Source organism: Lentzea sp. NPDC058436, from assembly GCF_042721515.1.
Lineage (GTDB): Bacteria > Actinomycetota > Actinomycetes > Mycobacteriales > Pseudonocardiaceae > Lentzea.
The window spans coordinates 47,709-60,876 of the sequence record NZ_JBHXLF010000029.1 but is presented as its reverse complement, the minus strand read 5'-3'; the positions used below and the strand labels follow the sequence as shown (position 1 = coordinate 60,876).

The 13,168-nt window shown below is 70.1% G+C and carries 12 protein-coding genes; 10 read left to right on the top strand and 2 right to left on the bottom strand.

Annotated elements, in window-relative coordinates; all coding sequences use genetic code 11:
* Positions 1 to 392 precede the first annotated feature (392 nt).
* The 8 genes from ssd (at position 393) to ACFWN2_RS43050 (ending at position 6,055) form a co-directional block, all read left to right on the top strand.
* On the top strand, positions 393 to 1,427 hold the full coding sequence (gene ssd / locus ACFWN2_RS43085; RefSeq protein ID WP_382436450.1) for a septum site-determining protein Ssd: 1,035 nt from the start codon (positions 393 to 395) through the stop codon (positions 1,425 to 1,427).
* A gap of 509 nt (positions 1,428 to 1,936) precedes the next feature.
* On the top strand, positions 1,937 to 3,046 hold the full coding sequence (locus tag ACFWN2_RS43080) for a TadA family conjugal transfer-associated ATPase (protein ID WP_382436449.1): 1,110 nt from the start codon (positions 1,937 to 1,939) through the stop codon (positions 3,044 to 3,046).
* The gene (locus ACFWN2_RS43075) at positions 3,040 to 3,810 is read left to right on the top strand and encodes a type II secretion system F family protein (protein ID WP_382436448.1); all 771 of its coding nucleotides are present in this window, start codon (positions 3,040 to 3,042) and stop codon (positions 3,808 to 3,810) included. Before ACFWN2_RS43080 ends, ACFWN2_RS43075 begins: the two co-directional genes overlap by 7 nt.
* On the top strand, positions 3,807 to 4,334 hold the full coding sequence (locus ACFWN2_RS43070) for a type II secretion system F family protein (RefSeq protein WP_382436446.1): 528 nt from the start codon (positions 3,807 to 3,809) through the stop codon (positions 4,332 to 4,334). Before ACFWN2_RS43075 ends, ACFWN2_RS43070 begins: the two co-directional genes overlap by 4 nt.
* 10 nt (positions 4,335 to 4,344) lie before the next feature.
* The gene (locus ACFWN2_RS43065; protein ID WP_382436445.1) at positions 4,345 to 4,506 is read left to right on the top strand and encodes a DUF4244 domain-containing protein; all 162 of its coding nucleotides are present in this window, start codon (positions 4,345 to 4,347) and stop codon (positions 4,504 to 4,506) included.
* 10 nt (positions 4,507 to 4,516) lie between these two features.
* Entirely contained in the window at positions 4,517 to 4,816 is a 300-nt protein-coding gene (locus ACFWN2_RS43060) for a TadE family type IV pilus minor pilin (protein ID WP_382436444.1), read from the top strand.
* A complete protein-coding gene (locus ACFWN2_RS43055) occupies positions 4,813 to 5,238 on the top strand; it encodes an Rv3654c family TadE-like protein (protein WP_382436443.1) in 426 nt (141 codons plus the stop codon). The genes ACFWN2_RS43060 and ACFWN2_RS43055 overlap by 4 nt, the downstream gene beginning before the upstream one ends.
* Before the next feature lie 196 nt (positions 5,239 to 5,434).
* A complete protein-coding gene (locus tag ACFWN2_RS43050) occupies positions 5,435 to 6,055 on the top strand; it encodes a bifunctional DNA primase/polymerase (protein ID WP_382436442.1) in 621 nt (206 codons plus the stop codon).
* 490 nt (positions 6,056 to 6,545) lie between these two features.
* Here ACFWN2_RS43050 and ACFWN2_RS43045 read toward each other — a convergent pair whose 3' ends face one another.
* Entirely contained in the window at positions 6,546 to 7,313 is a 768-nt protein-coding gene (locus ACFWN2_RS43045; RefSeq protein WP_382436440.1) for an aminoglycoside adenylyltransferase domain-containing protein, read from the bottom strand.
* A 366-nt stretch (positions 7,314 to 7,679) separates the two neighbouring features.
* A complete protein-coding gene (locus ACFWN2_RS43040) occupies positions 7,680 to 9,977 on the bottom strand; it encodes a DEAD/DEAH box helicase (RefSeq protein WP_382436439.1) in 2,298 nt (765 codons plus the stop codon).
* 216 nt (positions 9,978 to 10,193) lie between these two features.
* Here ACFWN2_RS43040 and ACFWN2_RS43035 point away from each other — a divergent pair, with 216 nt between their 5' ends.
* Together ACFWN2_RS43035 and ACFWN2_RS43030 are read left to right on the top strand one after the other, a co-directional pair.
* Complete coding sequence (locus tag ACFWN2_RS43035) at positions 10,194 to 12,503, top strand: sodium-translocating pyrophosphatase (RefSeq protein WP_382436438.1); 2,310 nt, start codon at positions 10,194 to 10,196, stop codon at positions 12,501 to 12,503.
* Positions 12,504 to 12,569: 66 nt separating this feature from the next.
* Entirely contained in the window at positions 12,570 to 13,142 is a 573-nt protein-coding gene (locus ACFWN2_RS43030) for a hypothetical protein (protein WP_382436437.1), read from the top strand.
* Positions 13,143 to 13,168: the final 26 nt, after the last annotated feature.

Here is a 13,168-nt window from a genome sequence, read left to right as displayed (position 1 = left end):
TACGAATCCGTTGCGCTGCACGGTTACCGAAACTTGGCCCGCGGCTGTTGCGGAAGTTGCGCGCGGCACTGGCGCATGGGGATACAGTAGGAGAGTCCGGTTCGACGGACGGGTTCAGTCCGACCCCCCGGGACTGAACCATTGACGACCCCCGTCCCTCCCCCCTGGCGGGGGTCGTCCCATATCCGGACCCCGTTTCCGCGTGGGTGCGACTGGACCTCTGCGGCCCTTCCGCCGCGTTCCGGTGCCCAACCCTTCAGCGTCGCACACGACACCGACAGTCCTGCCGCGCCAAGGGCTTCAAGATCGCGACCTGTCCACAGCCGCTGACTTGTCCACATCTGGATCAACCCCCGTTGTGTCGTTCATCACGACTGACCACGGTTGATCCCATGACCCACCCCATCGCCCTGCTCACGGACCAGGACCTGCTCGACGAGGTCCTCCGCGTCGCCGCCGCTGCCGACTGCCCGCTCTCCTGCGCCCCGGACGTCACCTCGCTGCGCTCGCAATGGCACTCCGCACCCCTCGTCCTGCTCGACCCGGCCGCGGTCTCCGCCTGCCTCGACGCGGGCTTCCCCCGTCGCACCGGCGTCCTGGTCGTCCACGGAGGCGACCCGCCCTGGGCCCCGGCCGTGGCTCTCGGAGCCGACGGCGTCCTGGAACTCCCGGTGGAGGGCCGCTCCCTGGTGACGGCCCTGACCGACCTGGGCGAGGGCCCACCGTCCGACCGGGGCCGAGTGGTGTCGTTCATCGGCGGCAGGGGAGGAGCAGGCGCCTCGACCCTGGCCGTGGCCTGCGGCCGCGAGGCCGTGGTCGAGGGCGGCGAGGCGATGCTCGTCGACTGCGACCCGCTGGGCGGCGGCATAGACCTGGCCCTCGGCACGGAGTCCGACCAGGGCGCCCGCTGGCCAGGCGTCCACGCCACCGGCGGCAGGGTGCCGATGTCGGCCCTGCGAGCCGCCCTCCCCACCACGGGCAACCTGAGCGTCCTGGCCTGCGACCGATCGGCCCCGGACCCGGAACCGGCCGCCGTGGCAGCAGTCCTGGACACGGGCCGCAGAGCGGGCTGCACGGTCCTCTGCGACCTCCCGCGCTTCCCCACGGCCTCAGCCTCGGCAGCCCTGGACCGCACAGACCTGACGATCCTCGTGGTCCCAGCCGAAGTCCGAGCCACAGCAGCAGCCAGCCGAGTGGCCACCCGCCTCCTGACGAACGGCCGCAACCTCCGCCTGGTGGTCAGAGGCCCGTCCCCTGGCAACCTCCAGCCGTCCGAGATGGCCGAGGTGATCGGCGTCCCCCTCCTCACGTCGATGCGAGCAGAACCGGGCCTGGCCGAGGTGCTGGAACGAGGCCGCTTCCCGCGCAACCCGAAGGGCCCGCTGGCAACAGCGGCCCGCGCGGTCCTGAAGGAGCTCCGCCCGTGACCGGCCGCGAAGCCGAGGAGGCCGAGTGCCTCGCGTCCTACCTGGACGACCCCGAGCCGGCGCCGCCGCCGGGCTCCGCCGGTTGCGGCTGTGTTCCCTTCTTCCCTGCAGCAGAAGGAGATCCGCGCGGAACGGACGTGCCCGCACAACGCTCCGCCGCCCCTTCCGCGGCCTTCGCAGGCACCTGATCCCGCCCGCCTCTCTTCCGCTCTCCCACCTCCCCTTCCCTCCACAAACCCCTCACCCTCCATCCCGGAATCCCTTGCCCAGAAGGAACTCCAGCCGTGACCCGCCTCCGCCTCCTCTGCCGGATCGCGTGCCGCATGGCGCGCAACCTCGCCGTCTACCGCCGCCTCTACCCACCCCGCTTCGTCTTCAAGAAGGAGCCGAAGTGACCTCGAAGGAGCCGAAGTGAACCGCTTCCTCATCTGGTGCCAGGAAACCTGGCTCCGCTTCACCGGCCGCGAGATCACCTACGGCCGCCACGCCCGCCGCCCCGAGGCAGCGACATGACCGCCGCCCTGATCGACCGGGTCCGCCACCGCCTGGCTGGCGCCGACATGGAGATGACCGCGGCCGTGGTGGCCCACGCGGTCCGCACCGAAGCCGGCGGCGTGCTCGCCGACTCGGACGTCCTCGAAGCCCTTCAGGTGCTCCGCCAGGAGTTCAGCGGCACCGGCCCGCTCGACCCGCTCCTGGCCGACCCCGGCACCACCGACGTCCTGGTCACCGCGCCGGACCAGGTCTGGGTCGACGGCACGACAGGCCTGCGCAGAACCGGCATCACCTTCCCCGACGAGGACGCGGTGAGGCGCCTCGCCCAACGGCTGGCCGTGGGAGCGGGCCGGCGGCTCGACGACGCTTCGCCGTGTGTCGACGGGTGGCTGCCGGGCAGCGGAGTCCGGCTGCACGCCGTGCTCCCGCCGATCGCCGACCGCACGTGCCTGTCGCTCCGCATCCTCAGACCGGCCACGCACGACCTGGACGCACTGCAGAACCTCGGCACGTTCGACTCCGAGATCGCGGAAGCCCTGCGCACGATCGTCCGCAGGCGCATGGCGTTCCTCGTGGTCGGAGGCACCGGGTCTGGCAAGACGTCGTTGTTGTCGGCGTTGCTCGGGTGCGTGCCGCAGCACGAACGCATTGTGTGCGTGGAGGACGCGGGCGAGCTGAACCCGGATCACCCGCAGTTCGTGCGGCTCACGGCGCGGCCGGCGAACGTCGAGGGCGCGGGTGAGGTCACCACCAGGCAGTTGGTGCGGGAAGCCCTGCGGATGCGGCCCGATCGCATCGTCGTGGGGGAGGTGCGCGGAGCCGAGGTGCGGGAGTTGCTCACCTCGTTGAACACCGGACACGACGGTGGCGCCGGGACGATGCACGCCAACTCGCCCGCCGAGGTGCCCGCGCGGTTGGAGGCGCTGGGGGCGTTGGGCGGACTGGAGCCGCGGGCGCTGCACAGCCAGGTCGCGGCGGCGGTCCGCGTCGTGCTGCACATGCGGCGGGACCAGAACACCAGGTACCTCAACGAGATCGGTGTGTTCGAGAAGGACGACGGGCTCACCGTCCGTCCGGTCTGGACACGTGAGCGCGGTTGGCACCAAGGGGAGTTGCCATGGTGAGCCTGATCCTGCTGGCAACGGCGCTGCTCGTCTGGCCTCAGCTCAAGGCGGTCAGAAGGCTCAGACCGCTGCACAAAAGGGAAATCGCGGTGCCGCCGTACGTCTGGCTCGCGGCAGCGGCAGTGGTCACCTACCTCGTGGCCGGTGTCGGCGGGCTCGTCGCCGTAGCGGTGCTGACTGCTACGGGAAGACGAATCCTCAAGCAGCACAAGCGGAACAAGGCACTACGCCAGGCGACTGAGGCGTTGAGCAACGGCCTGGGCGGCGTGATCGACGAGCTGCGCGCGGGCGCCCATCCCGCGCAGGCGGCGGAAGGTGCGGCGGAGGACACCCCGGCTCCGGCGAAGGAGGTGCTGAAAGCGGTGGCGGCCACGTCGAGGCTGGGCGGTGACGTCGAACGGACGTTGCGCGAGTTGCGGCAGCCGTTGCTGACCAGGGCGGTGGACCAGCTGGCCAGGGCGTGGCGCGTGTCGGCGAAGCACGGTGTGGCGCTGGCGGACGTCCTGGACGCCACGAGGCGCGACCTCGACCAGAGGGCTGCGTTCGCGCGGCAGGTGCACGCGCGGATGGCTGGGCCGCGAGCCAGCGCGGCCGTGCTGGCCGGCCTGCCACCGGTGGGCGTGCTGCTGGGCGAGTTGAGCGGCGCGCGGCCGCTGCACGTCCTGACGGGCACTCCGGCGGGGCAGTTCCTCCTGGCGCTGGGAGCGACCTTCGCGGCGGCAGGGGTGTGGTGGACGCAGCGGATCACGGAGGTGGAGCCGTGACGTTCCTGCTCCTCGCGCTGGCACTGCTCGTCGCACCGGCGCCACGACGATCGATGGATCGGCTCAGACCCAGCGCGCACGACCCACCGGGCGACGAGGTGAAGCCGGACGGTCCGTTCGAACGGGCGGCGGCCTGGGACCTGCTGGCCGCGTGCCTCAGGGCCGGCCTGCCGGTGCCCACCGCGATCCAGGCGGTCGAGATCAGGGAGCTGGGCCAGGTCGCCGAACTGCTCAGGCTGGGTGCCGACCCGGTCACGGCATGGGCGTCTGCGCTCGACCACCCCGCCACGGCGCTGCTGGCCAGGGCCGCGAGGCGGACCGCGCGGTCAGGGGCCGCGCTCGCCCGGCAGACCGCGGAGCTCGCCGAACGCACGAGGTCCGAGGCGAGCGACGAAGCGGAGGCGAAGGCGCAGAAGGCCGCGGTGGCGGTGGCCGCGCCGCTCGCACTGTGTTTCCTGCCGGCCTTCCTGTGCCTCGGCGTCGCGCCGGTGGTGCTGGGTCTGGCCGGCCAGCTCCTCAACTAGGAGACGTGACATGGAATTGCTCGACGACGACAGCGGTATGAGCACTGTTGAATACGCGATCGGGACGTTGGCCGCGGCCGCGTTCGCCGGACTGCTGTACGTGATTCTCACCAGCGACTTCCTGCAGAACGAGTTGCGGGAGCTGATACAGCGTGCGCTGTCTTCGGTCTGACGACCGGGGCATGGTCACGGTCGAGGCGGCGATCGCGGTCTGCGCGCTGCTCGTGGCCGTGGTGCTGGCGGCGAACGGGCTGACGGCGGTCACCGAGCAGATGCGGTGCGCCGACGCGGCGAGAGAAGCGGCACGGCTTGCGGCGCGCGGTGAACGGCAGCGCGGTGAAGAGGCGGCCGGGCGGATCGTGGGCGGCGCCAACGTTTTGATCAACGAACAAGCCGACGCGATCGAGGTCGTCGTCAGCAAACGAGGGCCGCTGGGCCTACCGCTCAGCGCACGGGCGTTCGCCGTGCCGGAGCCGCGATGAACGGCGAACGGCCCGGTTGCGATCGAGGTTCGGCTGCGGTGAGCGGCGTGGCGGCGATGTTGTTGCTGATCATCGTCGCGGTGGGCGGCGCGCAGATCGGTTCGGCGGTCGTCGCGCGGCATCGGGTGAGCGGTGCCGCCGACTTGGCGGCGCTCGCCGCTGCCGCTCGTCTCACCGAAGGCGCCGAAAGTGCTTGTGAGCAGGCAAAACGCGTGGCGTCGGAGAACCGGGCCGAGCTGACGAGCTGCGCGGTGAACGGATGGGAGGTGGTTGTCGAGGCGTCGGCGATTACGCCGTTCGGCCCGGCGAGCGCACGAGCCAGGGCAGGTCCGGCTGAAGATCGAAGCGTTTGGAGCACGACGAGCGGTCGGCTCACAGCGGTGAGCGGACTCACACCGCCGCCGGGACATGCTGAACGGTGATCGAACCAAACGCCCGGAGTTCAGTTGCCCGTTCTGACAAAGGACGTTCGCCGTCCCGTAGCTACCAGTTGTCGAGCGGGGGTTACGGAGCCCGGTGCCGGTGTCGTTAGTTGTAGTGGCGGCACCGACGCGGTGTCCTACGAACACCGGCACCACGTCGATGTCGAGTCAAAGCCTAGGAAGAAGGCGACGGAAGATGGATTGGTCGGACAGCTGGCGCGGGGCCTTCCGCATCGAACTGCGTGCCGAGGCCATCAGCCTCGCGTTCCGCGGTTGGCCCGTGCTGCCCGGCACCTTTCCGGCCGGTTCTGAGAACGGCGTGACGCAGTGGGCGGGGCGCAGCGGTCTTGAGCTGCACGGCCCGATCCCGGTGCACCGCGACTGGGTGGACCGCATCGGGACCCGTCCCGAGCAGGTCGCCACCTGGTGGACCGGCGCGTCGTACAGCCTTCTCGTCGCCACCGGTCACGTGGTGGACGCGATCGAGGTCGGCACCGACCTCGGTCGCCGCGCGGCCGTCGCACTCCGCTCGATCGGCGTCCCCGTGCCGATCGCCGCGACCCCGTCCGGCCGGTGGATGTTCCTGGTGAAGTCCGGCTCGACCCTCAACACCGAGCTGGCCGGCAACCCGGACGTGCACCTCTACGGCAAGGGGGAGTACATCCCGCTGCCGCCCACCACCATGGCGCACGGTGTCGTGCACTGGCGAGTCAAGCCGCAGGTCTGCGGCTGGAACCTGCCGGACGCGCACGTCGTGCAGGACGCGCTCGTCGAGGCCGTGCACGCCCCGGCGCGCTACCAGCTCGAAACCGTCTGACCCACAACTGAAAACGAAGAAGCCCGGCCGTGTTGGGTGTCGTCGTGGACTCTCCCCGACAACCCCGAAGGCGATGCCCTGCACGGCCGTTCCACCAAGCCCGATCCGATGATCGGCCTCCGCACCCCGCACGTCGGGGGCCAGCAGAGGAACGGGCGAAAAGCCGAACACGCACCCCGAAGGACAGCCTCCCGCAGTAGTGACCGGGCCGAGGAACGTTAGTGGCAGAGCACCAGCTCTGCCGCGGTCGGTGAAGCCGGCTCCTCCCCGGAGTTCGTCAGAAGACAGTGGACACCGAACGCCTCCCGCGTGTCCTGTCGAGACGAACGAACCAGATTCCACCGATGTTCCAAGGGATCCGGTCACGAAGCGGTAGCAGGCGGGAACACGGTGTTCGGCACGTGGAGAGCGCGGCGGGGGTACCCGTGAGCCCCCGCCGCGCCCACGAAACGCCTCGCCGACGCAGTCGGCGAGGCGTCCGCAAGGAGCCCTAGAGGTTTTCCGCGTAAGCGGCGAAGGCCAGGGTCTCCTCCATGGATCCGGGCCGCGGTACCGCATCGGCGTCCCAGCCGAGGTCCCGGTCTTGAAGGACTTGCTCGATCAGCGGGTGCCACCGCTGATCGAGCACATTCAACGCCCACACCAGGGCGCCGCGCTTCGACTCCACCTCTCCGGTGTGGATGGTGTAGAGCGTGCGGCAGTAGGTCGACACGATGTAGCGCTGCGACCACGCGTTGCCCATCGGCGCCCACTCGCGGATGCCTTCGAGCACGTGCGGCAACTCGGCCCGCATCGACGAGCGCAGCACCGAAGCCGGAACCTCGTCGACCAGCGCCGTGATCGGCGGCCCGTCCAGCACGATCCCGTGGTGCCGCAGGATCCACCGGGCGTGCGGACTGTTGCAGTGCGTGTCCCAGACCAGCGTGCGCGTGCCGTGGTCGTTGAACAGCCACGGAACCCCAAGGCCCGCCACCGAACGCAGCGACTCGACGTCGGCGTACGAGCCCTCGATCTCGGTGGACCAGTGGCCGGGCCGCGTGGGGATCTCGTCGTGCAACGCCCGCAACCCGGCCTCGCGGTCGCCGGACGGCAGTTCGGTGCAGGCGACGACGAAGTCGCAGTCGCTGTGGACGTCACCGGCACCCAGGGCGAACGAGCCCTGGACGTACGCGCCGACGTAGGTGGGGCCGAGGATCTCGCGCACGGACGAGACGAGGTCGGCGAGCAGAGCGTTCAGATCGGGAAAAGGCGTGAACAAGGCAACTCCTGAGGAACCCGTGGCCGATGAAGGTGGACGGGCGCGGCGAAGCGTCGACCCTCGCGCGGGGTGACTCAGCTCGTCAGGCTCTGCTGCACGTAGTCGAAAGGAGCCTGTCTCTGCCGCACGTAGGTGAGAGAAGCTTTGGCTTCGCTGCACGTAGGTGCGATGAGCTCTCGCTCCGCCGCGCGATGGCACGACAGGCCTCCGACTCCACCACGCAGAGGCGTAGCGGAGCGTCGGGCTCTCGCCGCGCCTAGAGGCGGCGGGTCCGGGTGGCGGCGTTGCAGCTGCAGGCGTTCACCCCGCCACCGTAACCGGGCGAACCGGCACGGGTCAGGCGATTTTGCCCAGCACCAGCACAGGTCAGGTGATTTTGCCCAGCACCACGTCCAGCACCAGCACGGCACCCGCCTTGTCCAGCGGGTCGTTGCCGTTGCCGCACTTGGGCGACTGCACGCACGACGGGCACCCCATCGGGCACGCGCAGGCGCTGATCGCCGCACGGGTCGCGGAGAGCCAGGCCCGCAGCGCCGAGTGGCCGCGGTCGGCGAAGCCCGCTCCGCCCGGATGACCGTCGTGCACGAACACCGTCGGCACGCCCGTGTCGGGGTGCGCGGCCGTGGAGACGCCGCCGATGTCCCACCTGTCGCACGTCGCGAAGAGCGGTAACAGGCCGATGGCCGCGTGTTCGGCCGCGTGCAGGGCGCCGGGGATCCGCTTGGCCTCCACGCCGGCGTCGAACAGCAGCGACTCGTCGACGGTGTACCAGACGGCTCTGGTGCGCAGCGTCTGTTCGGGGAGGTCCAGCGGGATCTGGTCGAGCACCACGCCGGACGGCAGGCGGCGCAGGTAGCCGACGACCTGCGTCGTCACCTCCACCTCGCCCAACGACACGGTGACGCCGCCGAAGTCGGTGCGTTCGATCTCGTGGACCACGGTGATGTCGACGCAGTCGCGCGGCTGCGTCGTCCACTCCGGGTCTTCGCGGTGGACGAGCGCCAGGCCGCTGTCCAGGTCGAGCTCGTCGACGACGTACGCGCGGCCCTGGTGCAGGTAGACGGCGCCGGGGTGCACCTGCCACGAGGCCGATCCCGGGTCGACCGTGCCGAGCATCCGGCCCGAGTCGGCCTCCACGACAGCCACCTGGTCGCCGCCGGAGCCGCGGATGTCTACGCCGGCGTGCGGCCTGTCGTGCGACGCCCAGTACCAGCCGGCCGGTCTGCGGCGCAGCAGTTTCTCCGCCACCAGTTCGGCCAGCACGGTCTCGGCCAGCGGGCCGCCGAAGTCGGGGAGGCACGCAGGGGTCAGCGGCATCTCCGACGCCGCGCACGCCAGCTGCGGGCCGAGCACGTACGGGTTCAGCGGGTCCAGGACCGTCGCCTCCACCGGCCTGTCCAGCACCGCGGCCGGGTTGTGCACCAGGTACGTGTCCAACGGGTCGTCGCGCGCCACGAACACGACCAACGCGCTGTCCCCCGACCTGCCGGCACGGCCCGCCTGCTGCCAGAACGACGCCAGCGTGCCGGGGAAGCCCGCCACCACCACGGCGTCGAGCCCGGCGATGTCGACGCCGAGCTCCAGCGCGTTCGTGGTCGCCACGCCGAGCAGGTCGCCCGTGGACAGGGCCTTCTCCAGCGCGCGCCGTTCCTCCGGCAGGAACCCGCCCCGGTAGGCGGCCACGCGAGGCGGCAGCTCACTGTCCACTTCGGACAGGATTCGCTGCGTGCCCATCGCCGTGAGCTCGGCGCCGCGGCGTGAGCGCACGAACGCGAGCGACCGTGCGCCCTCGACGACGAGGTCGGCCAGGATCCGCGACGTCTCCGCGCCCGCCGACCGCCGGACGGGCGCGCCGTTCTCACCCTCCAGAGAGGTCAGTGGGGGTTCCCACAACGCGACCGTGCGCGACGCACGCGGCGAGAAGTCGTCCACGACAGCGGAAACGGGGACGCCGAGCAATCGTTCGGCCGATCCAGAAGGATCAGCCACAGTGGCCGATGCCAAAACGAAGATCGGGTCCGCGCCGTATTTCCGCGCGACGCGACGCAGCCTTCGCATCAACAACGCCACGTGCGACCCGAAAACGCCTCGGTAGGAATGGCACTCGTCGATCACCACGTACTTCAGCCTGCGGAAGAACCGCAGCCATTTCGGGTGCTGCGGAAGGATTCCGCGGTGCAGCATGTCCGGGTTGGTGAAGACCCAGTTCGCGTGGGCCTTGACCCAGTCGCGTTCGGCCATCGGGGTGTCGCCGTCGTAGGCCGACGCGCGCACCCCCTTGATCCCCAGCTCCTCGAGCGAACGGAGCTGGTCCGCCCCAAGGGCTTTGGTCGGTGACAGGTACAGCGCGGTGGCCTTCGTGTCCGCCAAAAGAGTGGAAAGCACCGGCAACTGGTAGGCAAGTGACTTGCCCGACGCCGTGCCCGTCGCGAGGACCACGTGCTGCCCGGACCACGCCAGCGACGCCGCCTCGGCCTGGTGCCGCCACGGCTCGCGCACCCCCGTCTCCACGAACGCCTCGACGACCGCCGGCGCCGTCCACGCAGGCCAGTCCACGTGATCTGCCTGCCGCAACGGCAGATCACGCGCGTGCGTGAGGGGTGACTCCCCGGCGGGCACTCCCGCCAGCACGCGGTCCAGCAGCCGGCGTCCCTGATCCACCACGGGATCGAGCTTCGCATACACCACCGACAGTTCCGGCCGGGCCGTGCTCGACTTCCTGCGCAGATAACGGTGTGTGCACGGAACGGGACGTTTCGTTGCCTCCTTGCAACAAGCCCCTAGACTCCCCGCTCATCGCATCCAATGAGGGATGCGTCACGTCGCGCTGGGCGGCTGGACTGCCTTGGCGCTGCACATGGCAACTCACCAGGAGGACGGATGTCCCGGCATTTCCTCGCGGAGGGCCTCGAGCTCTCCGGGGGTGATCGCGGCGTCGTAGCCGTGGTCGCCGTGGTCGCCCTGGCTGCTCTCGCCGTCGGGTACGTGCTGCTCAAGGAGGTTCTGGCCGCGGGCCAGGGCACCCCGAAGATGCAGGACATCGCCAAGGCGGTTCAGGAGGGCGCAGCGGCCTACCTCAACCGGCAGTTCCGCACGCTCGGCATTTTTGTCGTGATCGTGTTCGTACTGCTGTTCGCGCTTCCGGCAGATGATTTGGCCGAGCGAATCGGTCGATCTTTGTTCTTCATCGTCGGTGCCGCGTTCTCGGCGACTATCGGCTACCTGGGCATGTGGTTGTCCACGCGCGCCAACGTGCGTGTCGCCGCCGCCGCGAACGAAGAAGGCGGTCGCGAAAAGGCGACGCGCATCGCGTTCCGCACCGGCGGTGTGGTCGGCATGACCACGGTCGGTCTCGGCCTCTTCGGCGCGGCGCTCGTCGTGCTCGTCTACGCCGGTCAGGCCCCCAAGGTCCTGGAGGGCTTCGGCTTCGGCGCCGCGCTGCTCGCGATGTTCATGCGCGTCGGTGGCGGCATCTTCACCAAGGCCGCCGACGTCGGTGCCGACCTCGTCGGCAAGGTCGAGCAGGGCATCCCCGAGGACGACCCCCGCAACGCCGCCACCATCGCGGACAACGTGGGCGACAACGTCGGTGACTGCGCCGGCATGGCGGCCGACCTCTTCGAGTCCTACGCCGTCACGCTCGTCGCGTCGCTGATCCTCGGCACCGCGGCGTTCGGTGTGCACGGCCTGCTGTTCCCGCTGATCGTTCCGGCGATCGGTGTGCTCACCGCGGTCATCGGCGTCTACACGACGAGGGCGAAGGCGGGGGAGAACGGCCTGTCGGCCATCAACCGCGCCTTCTACATCTCCGCGGTCATCTCCGCGGTGCTGTGCACCATCGCGGCGTTCGTGTACCTGCCGAGCTCCTTCGCGGACCTCAACGGCATCAGCGACCAGATCAAGAACGACTCCGGCAACCCGGCGTTGATCGCCTCCGTCGCGGTCATCATCGGCATCGTGCTGGCCGGCGTCATCCTCTGGCTGACCGGCTACTACACCGGCACCGACCACAAGCCGGTCAAGGAGGTCGGCGAGACCTCGCGGACCGGTGCGGCCACGGTGATCCTCTCGGGCATCTCGGTCGGTTTCGAGTCGGCCGTCTACACCGCGCTCGTCATCGGTGCCGCCGTCTACGGCGCGTTCCTGCTCTCCGGCTCGACCGTGGTCGCGCTGTTCGCGATCGCGCTGGCCGGTTGTGGTCTGCTCACCACCGTCGGTGTCATCGTCGCGATGGACACCTTCGGCCCGGTCTCGGACAACGCGCAGGGCATCGCCGAGATGTCCGGTGACGTGCACGGCGAGGGCGCGCAGATCCTCACCGAGCTCGACGCGGTGGGCAACACCACCAAGGCCATCACCAAGGGCATCGCGATCGCCACGGCGGTGCTCGCCGCCACGGCGCTGTTCGGCTCCTACCAGGACGCGATCACGCAGGCGATCGCCAAGGTCGGCAACATCGGCGGGGAGCTCCCCGCGTCGTTCAGCAACCTGGTGTTCAGCCCGAACGTGCTCGTCGGCGTCGTCATCGGTGCGGCCGTCGTCTTCATGTTCTCGGGCCTGGCCGTCAACGCCGTGACGCGCGCCGCCGGTGCCATCGTGTTCGAGGTGCGCCGCCAGTTCCGCGAGAACCCGGGCATCATGGACTACTCGGTGAAGCCGGAGTACGGCCGCGTCGTCGACATCTGCACCAGGGACTCGCTGCGCGAGCTCGCGACCCCCGGCCTGATGGCCGTGCTCGCCCCTGTCGCAGTCGGCTTCGGTCTCGGCGTCGGCCCGCTCGCGGGCTATCTCGGCGGTGCCATCGCGACCGGCACGCTCATGGCGGTCTTCCTGGCCAACTCCGGTGGTGCCTGGGACAACGCCAAGAAGCTGGTCGAGGACGGCAACCACGGTGGCAAGGGCTCCGACGCCCACGCCGCGACGGTCATCGGCGACACCGTCGGCGACCCGTTCAAGGACACCGCAGGCCCGGCCATCAACCCGCTGATCAAGGTGATGAACCTGGTCTCGGTGCTGATCGCGCCCGCCATCGTCACCTTCTCCATCGGTGACAGCGCGTCCGACCCGATCCGCATCGCGATCGCCGTGGTCGCGGCGCTGATCATCGTTGGTGCGGTCGTCGTGTCGAAGCGCCGTGGCACGTCGATCACCGACACCCCCGCGGAGACCGTGAGCAACGGCGCCGCTTAGTTCCGACGCCTCCGGTCGGGGTACTTTCGGGTATCCCCCGACGTACCCCGACCGAGGAGTTCCGACATGAGGCGCAGCCTCGTCGCCACTGCCGCTGTTGCCGCCCTAGCGCTGGCCGGGTGCACCAACGGCGGCAACTCCGGCACCCCGTCCACGCCCACCAGCGGCGCGGACAACGCAGCAGCCGTCGCCTACATGGACAAGGTGTGCGGCGCTGCCTCCGAGTTCGCCAAGATCGAGAAGACGGCCCCCAAGCTCGACGCGGGCGACTCCGCCAAGCTCAAGGCCGAGATGGCCGCCTACATGGGCCAGCTCGCCGACGCCTTCGGCAAGTCCGCCGAGGGCCTGAAGAACGTCGGCCCGTCGCCCGTGCAGGGCGGTGAGGAGGCCGTCACCAGGATGGCCGAGGCGTTCACCTCGCTCGGCACCGTGTTCGCCGAGGCCAAGACGAAGGTCGAGCAGGCCGACGCCAACAACGCCACCGGAGGCCTCCAGGCCGCGGGTGAGGCCATCGCCAAGCTCTCCGAGCTCGCGGACCCGCTGCGCGACCTCAAGGACGTCCCCGAGCTGCAGAAGGCCACGCAGACGGCGCCGAAGTGCCAGGAGATGCAGCGCCTCAACGTCACGCCGACGAGCTGAGCGAGGCCGTCCGGAGTAACTTCCGC

Bases quoted from the DNA above. Each gene is read 5' to 3' on its own strand.
- ssd (WP_382436450.1), top strand. From the start codon at position 393: ATGACCCACCCCATCGCCCTGCTCACGGACCAGGACCTGCTCGACGAG.
- ACFWN2_RS43080 (WP_382436449.1), top strand. From the start codon at position 1,937: ATGACCGCCGCCCTGATCGACCGGGTCCGCCACCGCCTGGCTGGCGCC.
- ACFWN2_RS43075 (WP_382436448.1), top strand. From the start codon at position 3,040: ATGGTGAGCCTGATCCTGCTGGCAACGGCGCTGCTCGTCTGGCCTCAG.
- ACFWN2_RS43065 (WP_382436445.1), top strand. From the start codon at position 4,345: ATGGAATTGCTCGACGACGACAGCGGTATGAGCACTGTTGAATACGCG.
- ACFWN2_RS43060 (WP_382436444.1), top strand. From the start codon at position 4,517: ATGGTCACGGTCGAGGCGGCGATCGCGGTCTGCGCGCTGCTCGTGGCC.
- ACFWN2_RS43055 (WP_382436443.1), top strand. From the start codon at position 4,813: ATGAACGGCGAACGGCCCGGTTGCGATCGAGGTTCGGCTGCGGTGAGC.
- ACFWN2_RS43050 (WP_382436442.1), top strand. From the start codon at position 5,435: ATGGATTGGTCGGACAGCTGGCGCGGGGCCTTCCGCATCGAACTGCGT.
- ACFWN2_RS43035 (WP_382436438.1), top strand. From the start codon at position 10,194: ATGTCCCGGCATTTCCTCGCGGAGGGCCTCGAGCTCTCCGGGGGTGAT.
- ACFWN2_RS43030 (WP_382436437.1), top strand. From the start codon at position 12,570: ATGAGGCGCAGCCTCGTCGCCACTGCCGCTGTTGCCGCCCTAGCGCTG.